The organism is Flavobacterium sedimenticola (assembly GCF_030053345.1).
GTDB classification, from domain to species: Bacteria; Bacteroidota; Bacteroidia; order Flavobacteriales; family Flavobacteriaceae; genus Flavobacterium; species Flavobacterium sedimenticola.
This window is the reverse complement of record NZ_JASGBP010000004.1, coordinates 194,489-214,383: the sequence shown is the minus strand read 5'-3', so window position 1 is coordinate 214,383 and position 19,895 is coordinate 194,489. Positions and strand designations below refer to the sequence as shown.

At 40.7% G+C, this 19,895-nt stretch carries 15 protein-coding genes; 10 read left to right on the top strand and 5 right to left on the bottom strand.

Annotated features, from left to right (window positions below):
* Positions 1-11 precede the first annotated feature (11 nt).
* A complete protein-coding gene (gene hemL, locus QHT84_RS08780) occupies positions 12-1,298 on the top strand; it encodes a glutamate-1-semialdehyde 2,1-aminomutase (protein ID WP_283239183.1) in 1,287 nt (428 codons plus the stop codon).
* A 51-nt stretch (positions 1,299-1,349) separates the two neighbouring features.
* On the opposite strand, the gene QHT84_RS08775 is transcribed toward hemL, so the two are convergent.
* The 3 genes from QHT84_RS08775 to lysS form a co-directional block, all read right to left on the bottom strand.
* Positions 1,350-1,679 carry a hypothetical protein gene (locus QHT84_RS08775; protein ID WP_283239182.1) on the bottom strand — a complete coding sequence of 110 codons (330 nt, stop codon included), beginning with the start codon at positions 1,677-1,679 and terminating at the stop codon, positions 1,350-1,352.
* Between the two features lie 71 nt (positions 1,680-1,750).
* Complete coding sequence (locus QHT84_RS08770) at positions 1,751-2,197, bottom strand: hypothetical protein (protein WP_283239181.1); 447 nt, start codon at positions 2,195-2,197, stop codon at positions 1,751-1,753.
* Positions 2,198-2,301: 104 nt separating this feature from the next.
* Positions 2,302-3,993, bottom strand: coding sequence for a lysine--tRNA ligase (gene lysS / locus QHT84_RS08765; protein WP_283239180.1), 1,692 nt, complete (start codon positions 3,991-3,993; stop codon positions 2,302-2,304).
* A 275-nt stretch (positions 3,994-4,268) separates the two neighbouring features.
* On the opposite strand from lysS, the gene lipB reads away from it, so the two are divergent.
* Positions 4,269-4,982, top strand: a complete 714-nt coding sequence (lipB, locus tag QHT84_RS08760; protein WP_283239179.1) for a lipoyl(octanoyl) transferase LipB — start codon at positions 4,269-4,271, stop codon at positions 4,980-4,982.
* A gap of 24 nt (positions 4,983-5,006) precedes the next feature.
* On the opposite strand, the gene QHT84_RS08755 is transcribed toward lipB, so the two are convergent.
* Positions 5,007-5,609 carry a ribonuclease HII gene (locus QHT84_RS08755; RefSeq protein WP_283239178.1) on the bottom strand — a complete coding sequence of 201 codons (603 nt, stop codon included), beginning with the start codon at positions 5,607-5,609 and terminating at the stop codon, positions 5,007-5,009.
* Between the two features lie 185 nt (positions 5,610-5,794).
* Here QHT84_RS08755 and QHT84_RS08750 point away from each other — a divergent pair, with 185 nt between their 5' ends.
* From QHT84_RS08750 to QHT84_RS08730, 5 genes are all read left to right on the top strand, one after another.
* A complete protein-coding gene (locus QHT84_RS08750) occupies positions 5,795-8,857 on the top strand; it encodes a SusC/RagA family TonB-linked outer membrane protein (protein ID WP_283239177.1) in 3,063 nt (1,020 codons plus the stop codon).
* A gap of 21 nt (positions 8,858-8,878) precedes the next feature.
* A complete protein-coding gene (locus tag QHT84_RS08745; RefSeq protein WP_283239176.1) occupies positions 8,879-10,690 on the top strand; it encodes a RagB/SusD family nutrient uptake outer membrane protein in 1,812 nt (603 codons plus the stop codon).
* 123 nt (positions 10,691-10,813) lie between these two features.
* A complete protein-coding gene (locus QHT84_RS08740) occupies positions 10,814-12,163 on the top strand; it encodes a T9SS type A sorting domain-containing protein (RefSeq protein ID WP_283239175.1) in 1,350 nt (449 codons plus the stop codon).
* Between the two features lie 104 nt (positions 12,164-12,267).
* Entirely contained in the window at positions 12,268-14,187 is a 1,920-nt protein-coding gene (locus tag QHT84_RS08735; RefSeq protein ID WP_283239174.1) for a putative porin, read from the top strand.
* A gap of 191 nt (positions 14,188-14,378) precedes the next feature.
* Positions 14,379-15,740: a pyridoxal-phosphate dependent enzyme gene (locus QHT84_RS08730; protein ID WP_283239173.1), complete on the top strand. Its 1,362-nt coding sequence runs from the start codon at positions 14,379-14,381 to the stop codon at positions 15,738-15,740.
* Between the two features lie 69 nt (positions 15,741-15,809).
* Here QHT84_RS08730 and QHT84_RS08725 read toward each other — a convergent pair whose 3' ends face one another.
* Positions 15,810-17,459: a GLPGLI family protein gene (locus QHT84_RS08725; RefSeq protein ID WP_283239172.1), complete on the bottom strand. Its 1,650-nt coding sequence runs from the start codon at positions 17,457-17,459 to the stop codon at positions 15,810-15,812.
* 56 nt (positions 17,460-17,515) lie between these two features.
* Here QHT84_RS08725 and QHT84_RS08720 point away from each other — a divergent pair, with 56 nt between their 5' ends.
* From QHT84_RS08720 to QHT84_RS08710, 3 genes are read left to right on the top strand one after another with little or no spacing between them, the layout of a single operon-like run.
* Positions 17,516-18,802, top strand: coding sequence for a DUF2851 family protein (locus QHT84_RS08720; protein ID WP_283239171.1), 1,287 nt, complete (start codon positions 17,516-17,518; stop codon positions 18,800-18,802).
* The gene (locus QHT84_RS08715) at positions 18,786-19,013 is read left to right on the top strand and encodes a PspC domain-containing protein (protein WP_283239170.1); all 228 of its coding nucleotides are present in this window, start codon (positions 18,786-18,788) and stop codon (positions 19,011-19,013) included. The genes QHT84_RS08720 and QHT84_RS08715 overlap by 17 nt, the downstream gene beginning before the upstream one ends.
* A gap of 5 nt (positions 19,014-19,018) precedes the next feature.
* Positions 19,019-19,891 (top strand): helix-hairpin-helix domain-containing protein, encoded by an 873-nt coding sequence (locus QHT84_RS08710; RefSeq protein ID WP_283239169.1) that lies wholly within the window; start codon positions 19,019-19,021, stop codon positions 19,889-19,891.
* Positions 19,892-19,895: the final 4 nt, after the last annotated feature.

Genomic DNA, 19,895 nt, shown 5'->3' with positions numbered 1-19,895 from the left:
CCTAATTTCTTATGATATACCAAAGAAGCAGTCAGTTGTTTGCTGAAGCGGAACAAGTGATTCCCGGTGGAGTAAACTCACCGGTAAGAGCGTTTAAAGGGGTAGGCGGGACACCGCTTTTTGCCAAAAGTGCCCAAGGCGCTTATTTGTATGACGAAGACGATAACCGACTTATCGATTATATCAATTCCTGGGGGCCGATGATATTGGGTCATGCCTTTCAGCCGGTGGTGGATGCCGTAATCGAGAAAGCCAAAAAAGGAACCTCGTTTGGGATGCCCACCGAGTTGGAAACTCAAATTGCCCGATTGGCGATTTCGATGGTACCTAATATTGATAAAATCCGTTTTGTAAACTCGGGTACCGAAGCTTGTATGAGTGCTATTCGATTGGCTCGCGGTTATACGAAAAGAGATAAAATCATCAAGTTTGCCGGATGTTACCATGGCCACTCCGATTCGTTTTTAATTGCGGCCGGCAGTGGCTTGAGTACTTTTGGGGTACCTAATAGTCCGGGTGTTACGCAAGGAACAGCGAAAGATACACTATTGGCCCATTACAACGACATCGATAATGTGAAAGCCTTGTTTGAAGCGAATGCAAACGAAATTGCGGCTATCATCATAGAACCTGTAGCTGGTAATATGGGCTGTGTGCCTCCGGCAGCAGGCTTTTTACAAGCGCTTCGAGAGATTTGTGATGCCAACAACGCTTTGTTGATTTTTGATGAAGTCATGACCGGGTTTCGTTTGGCCAAAGGCGGCGCACAAGAATTGTACGGGGTTACGGCCGATATCGTGTGTTTCGGAAAAGTGATTGGCGGCGGTTTGCCGGTAGGTGCTTTTGCGGCGCGCAACGAAATCATGAATCATTTGGCTCCATTGGGACCGGTGTATCAAGCCGGAACCTTGTCGGGGAATCCGTTGGCGATGGCGGCCGGATTGGCTATGTTGGAGACACTCAATAATGATACGGCGGTTTACCAAAGATTGGAAGAAAAAACGGCGTACTTGCAGCAAGGTATTGACCGCGTTTTGAGAGAAAATAATATTGTTTTTACAATTAACAGAGTAGGGTCAATGATATCGGTTCATTTTGATGCGCATCCGGTTGTGGATTTTCAAACTGCTAAAAACGGGGATAATGATACTTTTAAAAAGTTCTTTCACGGGTTATTACAAGAAGGCGTTTATATAGCGCCATCGGCCTATGAAACCTGGTTTATTACCGATGCGTTGACCTACGACGATTTGGATTTCACCATCAACGCCGTAGCCAAAGTTGCTCAAACATTATAATAAAAAAAAGCCTCTCAAACTGAGAGGCTTTTTTTGTATTGTACTTCAGAATTAGTTCACTAATTTTTTAAATAACTCGGTGTTCTTTTCTAATTTGTCCATTTGATTTCCATCCAAACTAGCTCTGATTTTAGCTTCAATCACACGGGCTAATTCTTTTTTTCTCTCTTCACTCAATGCTGTTTCAGTCATTGTTTTGTGTTTCATTTCGAAAAGTCTGGCAAAGTCAGCTTTTTGTGTGTCGTTTAACCCTAAAAACTGAGAGAGTTCAGTCGCTTCTTTTAAACCTTTATCTGCAGGGGTTGAACTCTTTTTATCTTGTGCATTTGCATTGATGGTAAACGCTAACAATAGTGTTAAAGCAGCAATTAGTTTTTTCATTTTTTTTAAAATTTAGTTGGATATCAACACCAAAACTAATTTATTTTACTGTAAACTCAAAATTTATTTTGTTATTTATCATCAGAAGGTTCTTCAAGGTTTCTGTTTTGGCTGCGTTCTCTGACTTTTTCTTTCAATTTATCTTTTCGTTCGTCCCGCAGTTTTTCCCATTTAGCATACTGTTCGGCACTGAGCACTTTTTTCATTTCGGCCGCAACAGCCGCCTGTTCTTTTTTCATTTCCTCCATACGCGCTTTCATTTCGGCTCTTCGTTGGGTTTGTTGGGCTTCCATTTCCGCTCTTTTGGCTTCTCTCTTTTCTACTTGTTGGGTTACAATAGCACGAACTTCTTTGGCTTGTTTTTCATTTAAGTCTAAATCTTTGGTCATCTTTTTTACCTGAAGGTCAATTCGTTCTTCTTTGCTCAATTTTTCTGCTTCAGGTCTGCGTTCTCTTTTTTGCTGTGCCATAGCTGTGATTCCTACCAACAACAATACGGCTAAAACTACGTTTTTCATTTTTTGATTTTTAAAATTATGTCGATAGGACTGCGATTCATCGAAAAGGTTTAAATTGCAATAAAATTGTATAAAAAAAGGAACTCCATGGAGTTCCTTTTGTACTAGTGTAATACTACTGTTTTGCTTTCGCCTTCAACGACTACTTTGGTCAGACCGTGTTTGGCTAAGCCTTTCATGGCGGCATCCCATTTTTTACCGCTGAGCTGTGACTTTTCTTTGAGTTGTGCCAACGGTTGGTTGTTTTCGGCTTTCAACAGCGCTATAATTAACTTTTCTTCTTCCGATAAATCCAATTGTTTTTTCTCCGGTCGCATTTGCGGGAAGAACAATACTTCCTGAATTGAAGCATTATTGGTTAAGAACATAATTAATCGGTCCATACCGATTCCCATACCCGATGTTGGGGGCATACCATATTCCAACGCCCGCAAGAAATCGTGGTCTATAAATTGGGTGGCTTCGTCGTCACCACGCTCGGCTAATTGTAACTGGGCTTCAAAACGCGCTCTTTGATCAATCGGGTCATTTAATTCCGAATAGGCGTTGGCAATTTCTTTACCGCAAACCATCAACTCAAAACGCTCAGTCAGTTCCGGATTGTCGCGGTGCTCTTTACACAACGGTGACATTTCTTTCGGATAATCGGTAATGAAAGTCGGTTGGATGAAGTGGCCTTCACATTTGGCACCGAAAATTTCATCAATCAATTTGCCTTTACCCATGGTTTCGTCGACTTCGATACCCATGTTTTTGGCGGCTTCAAAAATTTCGGCTTCACTTTTCCCCGAAATGTCAAAACCGGTAAACTGTTTGATGGCATCGGTCATGGTAACTCGGGCATACGGCGCTTTGAAACTGACTTTGTGTTCGCCGAAAGTCGCTTCGGTGGTGCCGTTCACTTCCATGGCGCAGTACTCCAACAGGTTTTCGGCAAACGCCATCATCCAATTGTAATCTTTATAGGAAACATAAATTTCCATGGCGGTAAATTCCGGATTGTGCGTGCGATCCATGCCTTCGTTGCGGAAGTTTTTCGAAAACTCATACACCCCGTCAAAACCGCCTACGATCAATCGTTTTAAATACAACTCGTTGGCAATTCGCATATACAACGGAATGTCCAAACTGTTGTGGTGGGTAATAAACGGTCGTGCTGCCGCACCACCGGCAATCGATTGCAATACCGGAGTTTCCACTTCCATATACCCGGCCTTGTTAAAAAAAGTACGCATGGCATTGAACAACTTGGTTCTTTTGATGAAGACTTCTTTTACGTGCGGGTTCACTACCAAATCCACATAACGCATGCGGTAACGCAATTCGGGGTCATTAAAAGCATCGTGTACTTTGCCATCCTCGTCCACCTTAGGTAACGGAAGCGGGCGTAAGGTTTTGCTCAAAAAGGTAAAATGATCGACGCGAACTGATTTTTCGCCGACTTTAGTCAGAAACAATTCCCCTTCCACACCAATAAAATCACCCAAATCGGTTAGTTTTCTGAAAACCTGATTGTATAGCGTTTTATCGTCACCCGGACACAACACATCGCGGTTAAAGTACAACTGAATTCGACCTTCACTGTCTTGCAATTCCACGAATGAAGCTTTCCCCATGTCGCGATCGCTCATGATTCTTCCGGCCAAAACCACCTTCTTGCCTTCCTCAAATTGTTCCTTTACCTGTTTCGAGGTGTGTGTTACCGGGAATAAATTAGCCGGATACGGGTTAATGCCCAATCCGCGCAAGGCATTGAGTTTGTCTCTTCTGATGATTTCTTGTTCCGAAAGTTGCATATCGTATTGTATTTGAGCCGGCAAAGATAATTATAATTTGAAAATGTATCCATTTGAAAATTTGAAAATAATTTTGGGATTTTTGAGCGAAAGGTTTGGGTTTTGTCGGCGGGCCCTATTCCCGCTTTTGTTTCAATCTTTTTGTTTTGTGCTTCGACTCCCGAAGTTTCGGGACAGCATAACAAAACAAAAAGGATTTCCACTTCAATCGGGGCTGAAAGATTAACGTCGGGTTAACGTTTTAACTTTGTAACTTTGCGCTTTCAACACCGACTATGAATAAGCACATTCAACTTCAGGATTTAGGGCATCAGGATTATAAAATCACTTGGGAGTATCAGGAACAACTTTTCAAGAAAATTGTCGACGTTAAATTAGAGAAGCGCAATCGTCCCGAACTCGAAACCGACAACTATTTTTTGTTTGTTGAGCATCCCCACGTATATACATTGGGCAAGAGTGGCGATATGTCGAATTTGCTGCTTTCTGAAAAACAACTTGAAGCCAAAGGCGCTACCTTTTATAAAATCAACCGCGGCGGTGATATCACCTATCACGGACCGGGACAAATTGTGGGCTATCCGATTTTAGATTTGGAAAATTTCTTTACCGACATCCATAAATACCTTCGTCTTTTAGAAGAAGCCATCATTCTTACCATCGCCGAATACGGACTCCAAGGTACACGGAGCGAAGGTGAAACAGGTGTGTGGCTCGATGTAGGAACGCCTTTTGCCCGAAAAATTTGTGCCATGGGTGTTCGGGCCAGTCGTTGGGTCACCATGCATGGTTTCGCCTTAAATGTTAATGCCGATTTGGGTTATTTTGATAACATTATCCCGTGTGGGATTAAAGGCAAAGCAGTCACTTCGATGCATGTTGAACTTGGCAAAACTATAGATGAGGCTGAAGTAAAAGCCAAAATCATCACTCATTTTTCGGTGCTTTTTGAGGCCGAAATGGAGTCTGTGGTAAGTAAAAGTCTTTAGATTCTGTTTTTTATTATTCAGAATCTAGTCGAAAGACAGTCTTAGTTGTTCGGGTAATAATCGAAAAGACATGCGATGGTACTTGGTGGTACCATACTTTTTGATAGCCTCTCGATGTTCTTCGGTAGGGTAGCCTTTATTTTTTTTCCAATTGTACATCGGAAATTCTTCATGAATCCGGTTCATGTATTCGTCTCGGTATGTTTTGGCCAAAACCGAAGCGGCGGCAATACTCATAAATTTACTGTCGCCTTTTACAATAGTTGTATGTGGAATATTGGCGACAGGTTTAAATCGGTTGCCGTCTACTATTATATAATGAGGAGAAGGATGGAGCTTGAGAATGCTTTCCTGCATGGCTTTGATGGAAGCGTTTAGAATGTTGATTTCGTCAATGAGTAACGGTTCCAAATGGGTAACAGAAAAACTAATGGCCTTCTCTTCTATAATAGGTTTGAGTTTTTCTCTTACTCTTTCGGATAGTTGTTTGGAGTCATTTAAAAAATCCAATTTAAAATCATCGGGGAGTATTATGGCAGCGGCAGTTACCGGTCCGGCTAAGCATCCTCTGCCTGCTTCATCTGTACCACATTCTAACTCAAAACCGGAAAATTTACCTAGCAACATTGATTTTTTTATAAAAATAACAAAATTGACGCAACCATCTGTTTTTTTTTGAATCAAAGCGTTTAGTTGTTGCTGCAAACGCAATTTTTTTTAACATAGTATCCGATTATTATTGCAGGTTAATATTTGGTTAATTAAGAAATAATTAAGAAGTTTGCAAAATAACTAACTCAAATAAAATTAATATGAGATCGAAGTTCAAATGGATTTTTACGCTTTTAGTAGCGTTTACAATGCAGTTTTCGTTTGCACAAGAGAAAACTGTTACTGGAGTTGTTTCAGATAAAGCTGGACCACTACCTGGTGCAAATGTTGTTGTTAAAGGAACCACGCGAAGCGCACAAGCTGATTTCGATGGTAAATTTAGCATCAACGCAAAAGTCGGTGAGGTTTTAGTAGTGTCCTTTACCGGTTACAACAATGCCAACATTACAGTTGGAGCTGCAAATAACTACAACGTTACTTTGTCAGACGGGATCAAGTTGGATGAAGTGGTTGTGGAAGGATATAGAAATACCACCAAGGGAACAACCGTGGTAGCGCAAACAACAGTTACTGCTAAAACTATTGAAAACCGACCAAACGCTTCATTCATTCAAACCTTGCAGGGTCAGGTGGCCGGTTTGAATATTACATCAGGTTCCGGTCAACCGGGTTCAAAACCAACAGTAATTATCAGAGGTGTGGGTACTCTAACTGCTAGTACCGACCCCTTGTATGTGATTGATGGGATTCCTACGAATGGGGATAACTTTAGATCAATCAACCCAAGTGATATCGAATCTGCAACGGTATTGAAGGATGCAGCAGCAACCGCTATTTATGGTAATAGAGGTACTAATGGTGTAATCATTATTAAGACCAAAAGAGGAGGGACTTCTGATGGTAAAACAAAATTTAGATACACAAGCAATACTGGTTATACACAATTGCAGAATTCTAAATATTCTTTTGCAGATGCCAGAGAGTTGTTAACATTAGAGAGAGCATATGGTGTAGGTCGTGGTAACTTAAATCCTGCTACAGGAGCACCGTTTACGGATGCTGAAATTGCTGCGTATTCTATCAATACGGATTGGGTGGATTATTTCTTCAGAACAGCTAAATCAACGGAGCAACAGTTCAGTGTTGAAACATCGGGTAAAAAGTTGAATTCGTATACTTCGGTAAGTTATTTAGATCAAGAAGGGATATTGTTGTCTACAGGACTTAAAAGATTCACATTTAGAAACAATCTGTCTGGTAAATCAGATGATGATAAATTCAGTTATTCCACTACTATAGGTCTTGGATTTACCAAGAATAATGAAGCGACCAACTTGGGTACCGGTGCTATCAACAGAAACTATGTATTGGGAGCTACTTTGTCAGCGCCATACATCAGTCCATCTGAGTATACAGGTTCTCAAGAAGTGTTGGATTTGTATAACTCTGATGGTACTTTATTATATACGCCTCTATTCTTGATGGATAAATTGGCAACGTACACCAACAACACGGATGAGTTCAGATTACAGACAGCAGCTGAAGTTTCGTACGAGTTATTCAAAAACGTAACTGCAAGGTCTAGAACATCAGTTGAATTGCTGGAGACAAGATTTACGCAATCAGAGCATCCAATTTCTTTTAATGCTTTATTGTTTTTAAATCCTGGGCAAGAGTTCGGTGGATTTGAAGATATCAACAATAGAAGAGATTTTCGTTTCAACCAATTATGGCAATTAGATTACAAAAAGACTTTTGCAGAAAAGCACACTATCAATGCGGTGGCAAATGCAGAGTATTATTTTTCACAACGTAATACAAATAACGTAAGACAAAGAGGTTTAAACCCGGCAACTTTTGTGCCAGGAACAGGCGCTGGATATTTGGCGGATATTAATGCGCATGATTTTTATGGGCCACAAGCATCAGCTTTTAAAGTTAAGCGAAGCTTAATTTCTTATTTTGGAGTGTTGGATTATGATTTTGATGGAAGATATGGAGTTGTAGGAACTATGAGGTATGACGGAACCAGCCGATTTTTAGATGGTTTTAACTGGGGTACTTTCTGGTCAGTAGCCGGTAGATGGAACATCAATAAAGAATCATTTATGAAAAATAATGATTTGTTTCAAGTGTTAAAGTTAAGGGTTTCCTATGGATCAACAGGTAATGAGAGACCTGCTCCGGGTGACGAATGGCAAGGCTTGATTCCTAATCCTGCAATTGATACTTACTCCATTCCAAGTGCTCTTGGTGCAAATTATAATGGTCAGCCGTATTTGGGTTTTAGTTTGGGTTCAAATAATTTGCAATGGGAAACTACCACTCAATTTGATATCGGGTTAGATTTTGAAATGTTTAAAAACAGATTAAGAGGTACTTTTGATTACTATAACAGAAACTCTACAGATATTTTCCGTACAAGACGTGTACCTCCTTACACTGGTGATAATTTTGTTTTAGGTAATACAGAAATTGATGCTGTAAATAGAGGTTATGAACTCACTTTAGCTTATGATGTGGTTAGAAACGATAATTTCAAATTCACAGTTAGAGGTAACGTCAATTACAATAAAGCGTTTGTTAAAGATTTACCAGATGGTGATGAGGATCAAGGGTTGCAATTTTTATCTAATTATGGTTTGACTTACGAATGGTATGCAATACCTTATGCCGGTGTAAACCCAGTTAATGGTAATTTATTATTCCAAGCTGCTGATGGTACTTTAACGGAAACACCGAGCATTGACACTGATAGAGTAAGAACAGGTAAGTCTGATTTACCTGTATATCAAGGAGCATTCGGATTTGATTTGGATTACAAAGGCTTCTTTGCGAATACGAACTTTACTTTTGCTCAAAAGGTTTGGCGTTATGACTACGATTTACAGGGTTTGTATGATCCTACTTCTTTAGGTCAGTTTGTGGTATCCGATGCATTATTGAATGCCTGGACCCCAACCAATACCAATACCAATGTTCCTTCATTAAATGCTACTAACTTGGGTAACCAAGATGATTCAGATAGATTCCTTAAAGATGCTTCTTATGTGAGATTGCGCTACTTGCAAGTAGGATACAAGGTACCTAAGAAATTTTTAGACAAAACCTTTATGACCGGTTTGAGTTTCTATGTACAAGGTGAAAACTTATATACTTGGACCAAGTGGGAAGGTTTTGATGCGGAAAGTGATAGATCGGCAGATCAAGCGCAATATCCAACCCCTAAAATATACACTTTCGGAGTTGATATTAAATTCTAAAAAAATTAAACTATGAAATTTATGAAAAAATATTCAAAATTCTTATTTGTCGGTTTAGGTCTTTTCATTGCTTCGTGTAGTGATAGTCTATTAGACACCTACACACCTGGGCAATTAACAGAGGATATTGCTGTACAAAATAGTACGGATTTGTCTCGATTGATGAATGCTGCTTATGTGAGTTTAACTCCTATATCTGAAATTGAGTTTAATTCCGTTTTTACAGATGAAGTCGGTATTGGTTTTGCCAATGGAGGCCAAGGACTTTCAGACAATTACGCCTTTCTTTTGAATCCTTCAACAGATTCGCCCAACGGAATTTGGTCCACCAATTACATAACCCTAGCTTATATTAACCGTGTGATCAAGTTTGCCGATAGTAATGTTACTCCTGTAGATGCGGCCGATCAGCTTTTGATTAACAGATTAAAAGCAGAAGCGTATACCTTAAGAGCCCATTGTCATTTACAGTTATTAGCTTATTTTTCTACAAATCCAAAAGATTTAAATGCATTAGGAGCCGTATTGATCAATGATGTTGTACCTTCGTCTTACCTTGGGGTAAGAGTAACCAATGCTGAAATGTATGCTTCGATTGATTCTGATTTAGCTGCAGCTGAAGCTTTGTATGCTACAGTGACAGAAGCTCCAAACCCAATTTATGCTAATGTAAACTTTACAAAAGCATTAAAGGCACGTGCAGCTGCCTTAAGAGGCGATTATACGAATGCATTAACCTATGCGGATGCGGTTATCAACAGTTCAGGTTTGTCTTTGGCTACTTTTTCAAATTACACTTCTGTTTTCCACACTGATGCTAATGCGAGTAACGTAGAAGTTATTTTCAAATTGAAAAAACAAACCAATCAAACTAGAACAGGTGCGATTTGGGCCAGTGTTAATTCTACTGTTAACGGTTCACCGTTTTACGAAATGGGCAGATCATTGTTCAATATTATGAACACTACCAATTTACCTACCGCCACTAACATCCAAGTGACTAGCATTACCGGAAATAACATTACTGTTTCTGGCGGTACTTTAGCTGTTGGAGATATGTTTGTTTCTACAGTAAGTGTACCTTCAAACGCGACTACTGCTAATGGTACTACAACATCACCTTCAGGGTCTTTGTTGGCAGGAAAAGTATATTTTGTGAGAACTGTAACCGGAGGTAACGTTATTACTCTTACCGATACGGCAAACGGAACTTCTACGATTTCTTTAGCTGCAGCTAGTAGTTCTAACGTAAATAATGCACCTTTGTTCCCGTTAAATGCGAAAACAAATTACGGCGATATTCGTTATGCTACTAATGTTCATCCTTCGTCAATTATTGACTATAACTATGCAACCAGCTCTGATTTCAGAAATACAGACAAAATTGCTATCAGAAAGTATCCGGGTACTACCGCTAACGGTAACTTGGTGAATGATATCAAAATCTGTAGATTGGGTGAAATGTACTTGATTAAAGCAGAAGCGCAAGTAGCAGCTAATGATTTAGCCGGTGCCGCAGCCACTATCAAAGCTTTAAGAGATTCCCGTACGAACAGAGTACAACCTACTCCGTCTTACGCATCGGCTACTGACGCTTGGAAAGATATCTTAAAAGAAAGAAGAATTGAGTTGGCTTTTGAAGGTTTCCGTTTCATCGATTTGAAACGTTTAGGAACTTTAGCAAACGAAGGTATACTTAGAGATCCTGCCGATTGTGCTGTTAACGGTGCTTGTTCTATGGCGGTTACAGATTACCGATTTGCTTTGCCTATTCCTTTAGACGAGTCTATACCTAATCCAGGTATATTATCACAACAAAATCCTGGTTACTAATAACCGATTTAGTTAAATATCTAAAAATCCCGACCCTAGGTCGGGATTTTTTCTTTCTTTTATGATAAAGTAATTTGAGAATAAATTACTTTTGTAACATAACCCACAAACGATTGATTGAAAATGAAAAAATTGCTACTATTGCTTTTACCGTTGTTTTTTGTTTCCCAAAGCGGACTGGCTCAAGACTTTGAAAATTTGCAAGCATCTCCATCGGGAATTGTACGTTGCGCCACTACCGAAAATGAAATTCTTTTAAGGAGTGCCAATCCCAACAGAGAAACGGTAGAGCAGTTTGAAAATTGGATGTCCCAAAAAATAGCGGAAAGAAGAAACAATCCTACATCGCGAAGCACAAACGAAGTAATTACTATTCCGGTAGTGGTACATGTTTTAAGCAACGGTGATTTAGTAGGGGTAAATGAAAACTTGGCAGATGCCCGTATTTTTTCGCAAATCCAAGTTTTAAATCAAGATTTCCGAAGAATGCTAGATACACCCGGTTACAATGACAGCGAATTTGGTGCCGATACCGAAATCGAGTTTTGTTTGGCACAACAAAAACCCGATGGCACTGCTACTAACGGCATCAACAGAATTACAGTATCCCAAGGGTCATTCGATACCCGACCGGAAGTAGAAACCATGAAAACCACCACCCAATGGGATCCGTTGCGTTATTTCAATATATGGGTAGTTAATTTCGGGGGCTCTATCAATAATTTATTGGGGTATGCCCAATTTCCCAGTACGTCCGGATTACCGGGTTTAAACACTAACGGCGGTGCTGCCAATACCGATGGTGTGGTAATCAGCTATACTTCTTTTGGTTCTCAAGCTATTGCCAATGTTGGGGCTTATTCCAGTACCTACAATCGAGGTAGAACTACTACCCACGAAATGGGTCATGCCTTAGGATTGCGACATATTTGGGGTGATGGTAACGGGAATTACCAAACCGGAGTAACCGATTGTAGCGCCACGGATTACTGTGCCGATACACCGCCAGCCGGTTATTTGCATTACGGTTGTCAAACGGATGTAGATACCTGCTTTGATGATTACGTTGATATGGTCGAAAATTATATGGATTATAGTGATGACACCTGCATGAACATCTTTACCAACGATCAAAAAACAAGAATCATGACCGTAATGAATAATTCGGTTCGTAGAGTACAGTTAAAAACATCGAATGCTTGTTCTGCTCCTTTGAGTGTCAATGAATCGGATTTCAATAAAGCTATCAATATTTATCCGAATCCAACCTCTAATTTTATCAATTATTTAATTACGGATACTATCGCTGTGAATTCGATTGTAATCAGTGATATCAGCGGGAAAGAGGTGTACAGAAACAATCAGGTTGCCCTGCCGGAACCTATCGATGTTTCCGGATTATCTTCAGGGGTATATTTTGTGACCTTTAAATCAAATGCCGCTACTGCCACTAAAAAGTTCATCAAAGAGTAACCCCTTTTTTTTACAGTACTGAAACCATCCTCAATTCAGGATGGTTTTTTTTTATGATTTTATTACAAATTGTTTTGTGTATTTTTGTTCCGAAATTTAGTCTGATGAGAAATACCATTGCTGTCTTCTTTGTGTTGCTTTTTTCTGTCGGGTTCGCACAAACGCAAGCCGATCGCAACAGCGCCAATAAAGACCAACAAAAGCCGACACCCAAAGCAGCTTACGATCAATACCGTATTATTACCCTGCAAAAAGACACTACCTATGTCGATACGTCGCTTACCATCCAAAAAGAATACGCCTACAATTACCTTCGAAAAGATAGTTTCGGATTGTTACCGTTTGCCAACGAAGGCCAAACCTATACGGTGTTAGACTTCGGCTTTAAAAAATTCGCTCCTTATCCCGAGATCGGGTATGCCGGAAAGCATTTCAATTTTATGAAAGCCAACGATATCCAATACTATTCCGTAGCCACACCGGTAACCGAATTGTATTTCAAAACCGTAATGGAGCAAGGACAATGCCTCGATGCGCTTATCGCAGTAAACACTTCGGAGCGTTTCAATATGTCGGTCGCGTTTAAAGGACTTCGTTCCTTAGGAAAATACGTTAACCAGTTGTCGAGTACCGGAAATTTTCGCTTTACGTCCAGTTATAACACGCTTAACAAACGTTACTATCTCAATTTTCATTTTACCGGCCAAGATATTCTCAACGGTGAAAACGGCGGAATCACCACTCTCGAAGATTTTGAAGGCGAAGATCCGGCTTTTCAAAACAGAGCCCGACTCGAAGTATACCTCAGAGATGCCAAATCGTTCCTCAAAGGAAAGCGCTTTTTTATCGACCACAGTTTCTTAATCAACAAAAAGAAAGGCAACAATAATTTGTACATCAACCACCAATTCAATTACGAAACCAAGTTCTTCGAGTACAACCAAGCTACAGTGGCTTCTACCGTTGGGAACACTCAAATTTTGCGTTTCGGGGAAGCCAACGTCAGCAGCAATATTAACGACCAAAATCGGTACAACCGACTCTACAACAAATTTGGGGCAACCTACGAAAATTCGCTGCTTGGCACGTTCCGTTTTTTTACAGAAGATTTCCGTTACAATTATTTCTACGATAATATACTAGTGTTGGATTCGGGCGTGATTCCCAGTTCACTCAACGACGAAATCAATACGGTAGGCGGCGAGTACGAATATCGAAAAAACAAATGGCGCGGGACTTTCCAATACGCCAACTCCATTACCATTCAGCCACTCTCAAATTTGGATGCGAAGTTGCACTACCAAATCAATCCCAAAAATGAGTTGTTGTTTCAATACCAAATGGTCAATAAAATTCCCGATCATATTTACAACCTGCACCAAAGCAGTTTTACCGCCTACAACTGGTACAACGATTTTAAAAACGAAAAAATCAACAACCTGTTTGTAACCGCCAAAACCCAATGGGTCGAAGCCGCGCTGCAAGCCACTGTTATCAACGATTACTTGTTTTTCAGTAATGACGCAGTCGATCCGCAACAGCAATTCGTAACGCCAAAGCAATATGACAAAACCATCAATTACCTTTCGGTTAAAGTCAGCCGCGAATTCAAATGGTGGAAACTCGCGCTCGACAACACCGTGCTCTACCAGCAAGTCGATCAGGAAGACGACATACTCAACGTGCCGCAAATCGTAACCCGAAACACGCTCTATTTTACCGACTATTTTTTCCAAAAGGCCTTGTACCTGCAAACGGGTTTCACGCTCAATTATTTCACCAAATTCTACGGCAACGATTACAATCCGGTGATTGCCGATGCTTTTGTGCAAAATCAAACCCAATTCGGCGATTTCCCTATGGTCGATTTCTTTGTCAATGCCCGCATCCGTCAAACCCGTATTTTCTTTAAGCTCGAGCACCTCAATTCCCGAATGACCGGCAACAACTTTTACACCGCGCCCAATTATCCCTACCGCGATTTTATGATACGGTTTGGCTTGGTGTGGAATTTCTTTCAATAAGAAACGAAACGCTTGGGAACTGTCGGTGGGCGTAATTCCTGCTGTTCGTTCCCATCACTTTGTTCCCGTTACCAACGGTCACAAAGTGGATGTCCACTGCCATCAGGGTTATGGGATAAACGGTTCGAATTTTTGTAAACAATTCTATTTTCAATACCTTTACACGCTTTTTTTAATCAGAGCATTGTACCATGAAATACGCAAAAAACATATTAGAAACCATCGGAAATACGCCCTTGGTAAAAATCAATAAAATCACGGCCGAAATTCCGGCCTTGGTTTTGGCTAAAGTAGAAACTTTCAATCCCGGAAACTCGGTTAAAGACCGCATGGCCGTAAAAATGATTGAAGATGCCGAAGCCGACGGACGCCTAAAACCGGGCGGTACCATTATCGAAGGTACTTCGGGCAATACCGGTATGGGATTGGCTTTGGGTGCCATCGTGAAAGGATACAAGCTCATTTGTGTCATCTCCGACAAGCAATCCAAAGAAAAAATGGATATTTTGCGTGCCGTTGGCGCCAAAGTAGTGGTTTGTCCTACCGACGTAGAGCCAACCGATCCGCGATCGTATTACTCGGTTTCCAAACGTTTGGCCGAAGAAACACCGAATTCGTGGTACGTCAATCAATACGACAATCCCAGTAATGCCACGGCGCATTACGAGCAAACCGGCCCCGAAATTTGGGAGCAAACCGAAGGCAAAGTCACCCATTTTGTGGTAGGTGTGGGCACCGGCGGAACCATATCGGGCGTCGCCAAATATTTAAAAGAGCAAAATCCGAATGTGAAGTGTTGGGGCATTGATACCTACGGTTCAGTGTTCAAAAAATACCACGAAACCGGAATTTTCGATGAGAACGAAATCTACTCGTACATCACCGAAGGAATCGGAGAAGATATCTTGCCGAAGAACGTCGACTTTTCGCTTATCGACGGCTTCACCAAAGTAACCGATAAAGACGCGGCGGTTTTCACTCGAAAATTAGCTTTAGAAGAAGGGATCTTTGTGGGCAACTCTGCAGGGGCTGCCATCAAAGGCGTGTTACAACTCAAAGAACATTTCGGTCCCGATGATGTCGTGGTCGTGTTGTTTCACGACAGCGGTAGCCGTTACGTAGGCAAAATGTTCAACGATGATTGGATGCGCGAACGCGGATTCTTAGACGAAGAAATCACCAAAGCCGAAGACGTCATCAAAGACCACAAAGACAAACCATTGGTTATCGTGAGAACCGAAGAATTGGTGTCGCACGCCATCGACCGATTGAAAAAATACAACATCTCTCAGATCCCGGTCATTGATACCACAGGATTTGTGGGTAGTATTGATGAAACCGATTTGTTCCGCAGCTATATCGAAGATAAAAACATTGCGGATAAACCGATTAAAGAAATTATGGGCAAACCATACCCGATGGTTCAAGCCAATACACCCATTGAGGAAATCTCTAAATTATTCGGCAAAGACAATCAAGCCGTTTTGGTCGATTTAGGAAACCACAAGTTTCACATCATCACCAAACATGATATTATCAGTTCTATAAAATAGGCATTAGCTAAAAAGGGATAAGGCAAAAGGAAATGTCTTGTCCCTTTTCTTTTATCTCTAATCCTTGATTTACTCTCCTATTAAAATCCCCGAAACATTCCAAGCACTGAAACTGTTTCCTTCGGGTAATCCTTGCGGAATGGTCACTTGTAAGGTATGACTTCCGGCACTCAAATCGCCTAGGTCGATAAAAACCGGATTGGTAACCGTACCCGGACACCAATTGGCTCTGCTGTAATCCGAGGAAGATAAGCCGTTCGGGAAATTCCCCGAAGCCGGATTCGATAAGCGGTACGAACCGCAATCCTGGCGCCAAGGTGTAAAACGGAACACTTCTTTTCCGTCGCAAAAAAGCGTATTGGTTTTCGGTACAAATTCATCGCCGTTTTCCCAACCGCCATGCCCCGTAGTGATATAGCGCAATTTGACATTTTTCATGGGTTTGTCCAGCGTAAACGTCACTTCCAATCCTTTGTCGTTGTTAAATAGGGTACCGTATTCTTGTCCGGCCATTTCCATAATGTTATTGGTGCAAAACAAAGGGACAATTTGAGCCGGTTTGGCTTTCGATTCACCTTCGGAATGAATAGTAATATTCGCCGACACTTTATGACCGCCTTTGTCATAATTGCCAATCATGACGCCGACCCAAACTTCTTTGCCGCTCAACAAACTTCGCAACTCCGAAATGTCTTGGCGGTAAAAAACCTGTTCGGCCCAAGTTTTGTCTTTTAACTCCAAATAGTTGTATTGTTTCACCCCAAAAGGTGTAAAGAAGCGCATTAATTCTACTATAGGATTGTAGTGCTCGGTAGCGACCACGCCTTGGTAGGATTTGCCGTTTCCGTTTTGGTATACCGGCAATGCCGCAACACCGTTTTGTAATCCGTCTAAAAAGGAAAGTGGCTTATCGGTAGGAATGATAAAAAAAGAACCGGTGCGGTCGTAAGCATCGCCATTCGATTGTTCGGTTACATCGGCAAAAATTTGACTGCCTGCCGCAATTTCCGGAAATTGTATTTTTCGAACCGCAATGGTGCCGTTAGCAAAACGCAAAATAGTATCATTGGATTTTGATGCTTCAGAGAAATTAATGATTTGATCCTTAAATACGGAAATCGTGGTGAAACGGCTTTTCCATAGCAAGTCTTTGTACGTTAAAGCATCTACGATTTTGGATGTTTTTTTAATTACGGGCATCGTTTTGATTTTTTCAATTTTTGTGGCCGCAACCAAAAAATTTCCGTTGCGTACCATCTCCAATACCAGTCCTAAATTTTGTCCTAAAATACTCGGACTTCCTTTTACCTTTAGTTCTTCGGTATACCAAAACTCAATGGTATTGGAATTTACGATGGTCTTGGCTTTTTTACACGAGTAGCCTAATATTTTTTTGGTTTCGTTAAGGTAGTCAAACGTTTGTTTGGTTAAGGATACACTGTCTTTTGCGGCTATATTTTCTTTGTCATTCAAAACAGCGGTTTGGTACAAAACATTGGCGGTTCTGTCGATTACCGTTTCTTCATACGGATAGTCCGCCTTTTGACTGCGAACCGATTCGGTACTCAATACAGTAGTGTACGGTGATGCAAATACCCAAACCGGGTCTTGATTTTCCAACAGCTTGCCGTTGGAACTTTTGAGGTACGTGATTTTCAATTGCTGTCCGATAGCAGTACCGGAAATCATCAGCAATACGATAAAAAGTAATTTTTTCATTACAAAAATAGCGTTTGTTAAAGTAAAATTCTTACTTTAGTGTAAATTTTCAATTCGTGAAAGAAGATTTTCTTCATTACATATGGCAATATAAGAAGTTTGATTTTGCAAACCTAACGACTACGGCGGGCGAAGCGTTAACTATTGTTCATTCGGGTCACTATTTGGGGCAATCAGGGCCTGATTTTTTCAATGCGCAACTCGTCATTAATCAGCAAAAATGGGCCGGTAATGTAGAAATTCACGTCAAGTCATCCGATTGGTATTTGCACCATCATCAAAACGACAATCGGTATGATACGATAATTTTACATGTGGTTTGGGAACATGACGTTCCGGTTTTCAGAAGTGATAACACTGAAATTCCTGTGTTGGAGCTTAAAAATTATGTGGCTTCCGAAATCGTTCAAAACTACCAAAACTTAATGCAACCTAAATCCTGGATTAATTGCGAACGTCACATCGCCGAAGTGGATTCGTTTGTTTTTACGAATTGGTTAGCCCGGTTATTTTTAGAGCGTTTGGAAACGAAGTCGGTTCCGGTGTTGCAACTTTTAGCACAGTCGGGCAACGATTGGGAAGCCGTTTTGTTTTATGGTTTGGCTAAAAATTTCGGTCTCAATACTAACGGTGAGGCTTTTTTGAAGATAGTGCAATCGATTCCGTTTGAGGTTATCCGAAAAGCTTCTTTTGAGGTTGAAAATACAGAAGCATTGTTACTGGGTCAAGCCGGCTTGCTCTCACCACAAGCTGAAGATACAGCGGCACAAGACTTGTGGCGTCGGTTTGATTATTGGCGTCAAAAATACCGCTTACAGTCGGTAGTAACCCAACCGGTTCAGTTTTTCAAACACCGACCCGATAATTTCCCTACCATACGATTGGCGCAATTAGCCATGTTGTACCACTGCCAACAACATTTGTTTTCAAAGCTGATGGCGACCAAAACTAAAGAAGATTTGTATCGTGTTTTTGATGTTGGGGTTTCCGATTATTGGCAAACGCACTATTTGATTGATAAGCCGAGCCCGATAAAGCCCAAAAAATTGAGTCGCGCTTTTATCGATTTGTTGATGGTAAATACCGTAATTCCGATGCAGCTGGCCTACGGAAAGCATCTGGGAAAAGAAGTTTCGGAAGCGGTGATGGCTCTGGCAGAAACAATATCGCCCGAAAAGAACACTATCATCGAAAAGTTTTTTAATTTTGGGGTCAAAGCAACCAATGCTTTTGAAACACAAGCACTCTTACAATTAAAAAACAAGTATTGCAATCACGGTCAGTGTTTGCAATGTGTCGTAGGAACCCAACTTTTAAAACAAACGCATGTCACCCATCATTAAGCTAAAATACTTTTTTGAAAAACACGGTTTTCATGTGTCGTCCCGTTTGGCAGACAAACTCGGGATGCGTGCCTCCAATGTGCGTTTGTTTTTTATTTACATCACTTTCGTTACTGCCGGATTGGGATTTGGGGTTTACCTTACCTTGGCCTTTTGGATTAAATTAAAAGATTTAATTCGAGGCAAGCGCACGTCTGTTTTTGATTTGTAAGTGTTATGCAGGGAATTTTAAAATCATTTATCAGTTTTTCGAAAAGCCAACGCATAGGTCTGGTGTTGTTATTTGCAATAGCAATTAGCATTCCTTGGCTGGAGAGTTTAGTCTATTTTTCAGAGGCTGTGGTGAATGAAAAAGAAAGGGCGTTGTGGTTGTCAAAGCAAGCGGTAATCGATAGTATGAAGCTCGAACAAAAACAATACAAACCGAAGCTGTATCCATTTAATCCCAATTTTATTACGGATTTCAAAGGCTATCAATTGGGCATGTCGGTCGCGGAAATAGACAGATTATTAGCGTATCGAAAGCAAAATAAGTTTGTGAATTCAGCCACCGAGTTTCAGCAGGTGACGCAAGTTTCCGATTCATTACTCAAGACCATGGCGCCATACTTTAAATTTCCCGATTGGGTAACAAAGTCACAAAAAAGAGGAGGCCATTTTACCACATACGAGCCCGCCAAGGCAACAACCGTCAAGAAGCGTGATATTAATGAAGCGTCTAAAGAAGATTTGATGCAGGTATATGGGATTGGCGATAAGATTTCGGATCGAATTTTACAACAAAAAGAAAAGTTAGGTGCTTTTGTTTCCATGGAGCAGCTGCAAGATGTTTGGGGATTATCGCCCGAAGTGATTCAGCAACTCCATACCCGTTTTGAAGTGCAATCGGTTGCCAAAATCAAAAAGATTAATGTTAACAGTGCTACAGTCAAAGAGTTGACTCAATTTCCCTTTTTTCAATACGAGACTGCCAAAGCTGTTGTGGTTCACCGCAGTATGAAAGGGGATATTAAAATTGAGGATTTAGCAAATATTAAAGGTTTTCCTGTTGATAAGATAAAAATAATTGCCTTATATTTGGAATTCTAAAAAA

Excerpts from the sequence above, each read along its gene's own strand:
- QHT84_RS08735 (WP_283239174.1), top strand. The coding sequence starts at position 12,268 with ATGAGAAATACCATTGCTGTCTTCTTTGTGTTGCTTTTTTCTGTCGGG.
- QHT84_RS08755 (WP_283239178.1), bottom strand. The coding sequence starts at position 5,609 with ATGTTGCTAGGTAAATTTTCCGGTTTTGAGTTAGAATGTGGTACAGAT.
- QHT84_RS08715 (WP_283239170.1), top strand. The coding sequence starts at position 18,786 with ATGTCACCCATCATTAAGCTAAAATACTTTTTTGAAAAACACGGTTTT.
- QHT84_RS08775 (WP_283239182.1), bottom strand. The coding sequence starts at position 1,679 with ATGAAAAAACTAATTGCTGCTTTAACACTATTGTTAGCGTTTACCATC.
- lysS (WP_283239180.1), bottom strand. The coding sequence starts at position 3,993 with ATGCAACTTTCGGAACAAGAAATCATCAGAAGAGACAAACTCAATGCC.
- QHT84_RS08725 (WP_283239172.1), bottom strand. The coding sequence starts at position 17,459 with ATGAAAAAATTACTTTTTATCGTATTGCTGATGATTTCCGGTACTGCT.
- QHT84_RS08745 (WP_283239176.1), top strand. The coding sequence starts at position 8,879 with ATGAAAAAATATTCAAAATTCTTATTTGTCGGTTTAGGTCTTTTCATT.
- hemL (WP_283239183.1), top strand. The coding sequence starts at position 12 with ATGATATACCAAAGAAGCAGTCAGTTGTTTGCTGAAGCGGAACAAGTG.
- QHT84_RS08740 (WP_283239175.1), top strand. The coding sequence starts at position 10,814 with ATGAAAAAATTGCTACTATTGCTTTTACCGTTGTTTTTTGTTTCCCAA.
- QHT84_RS08770 (WP_283239181.1), bottom strand. The coding sequence starts at position 2,197 with ATGAAAAACGTAGTTTTAGCCGTATTGTTGTTGGTAGGAATCACAGCT.
- QHT84_RS08750 (WP_283239177.1), top strand. The coding sequence starts at position 5,795 with ATGAGATCGAAGTTCAAATGGATTTTTACGCTTTTAGTAGCGTTTACA.
- lipB (WP_283239179.1), top strand. The coding sequence starts at position 4,269 with ATGAATAAGCACATTCAACTTCAGGATTTAGGGCATCAGGATTATAAA.
- QHT84_RS08730 (WP_283239173.1), top strand. The coding sequence starts at position 14,379 with ATGAAATACGCAAAAAACATATTAGAAACCATCGGAAATACGCCCTTG.
- QHT84_RS08710 (WP_283239169.1), top strand. The coding sequence starts at position 19,019 with ATGCAGGGAATTTTAAAATCATTTATCAGTTTTTCGAAAAGCCAACGC.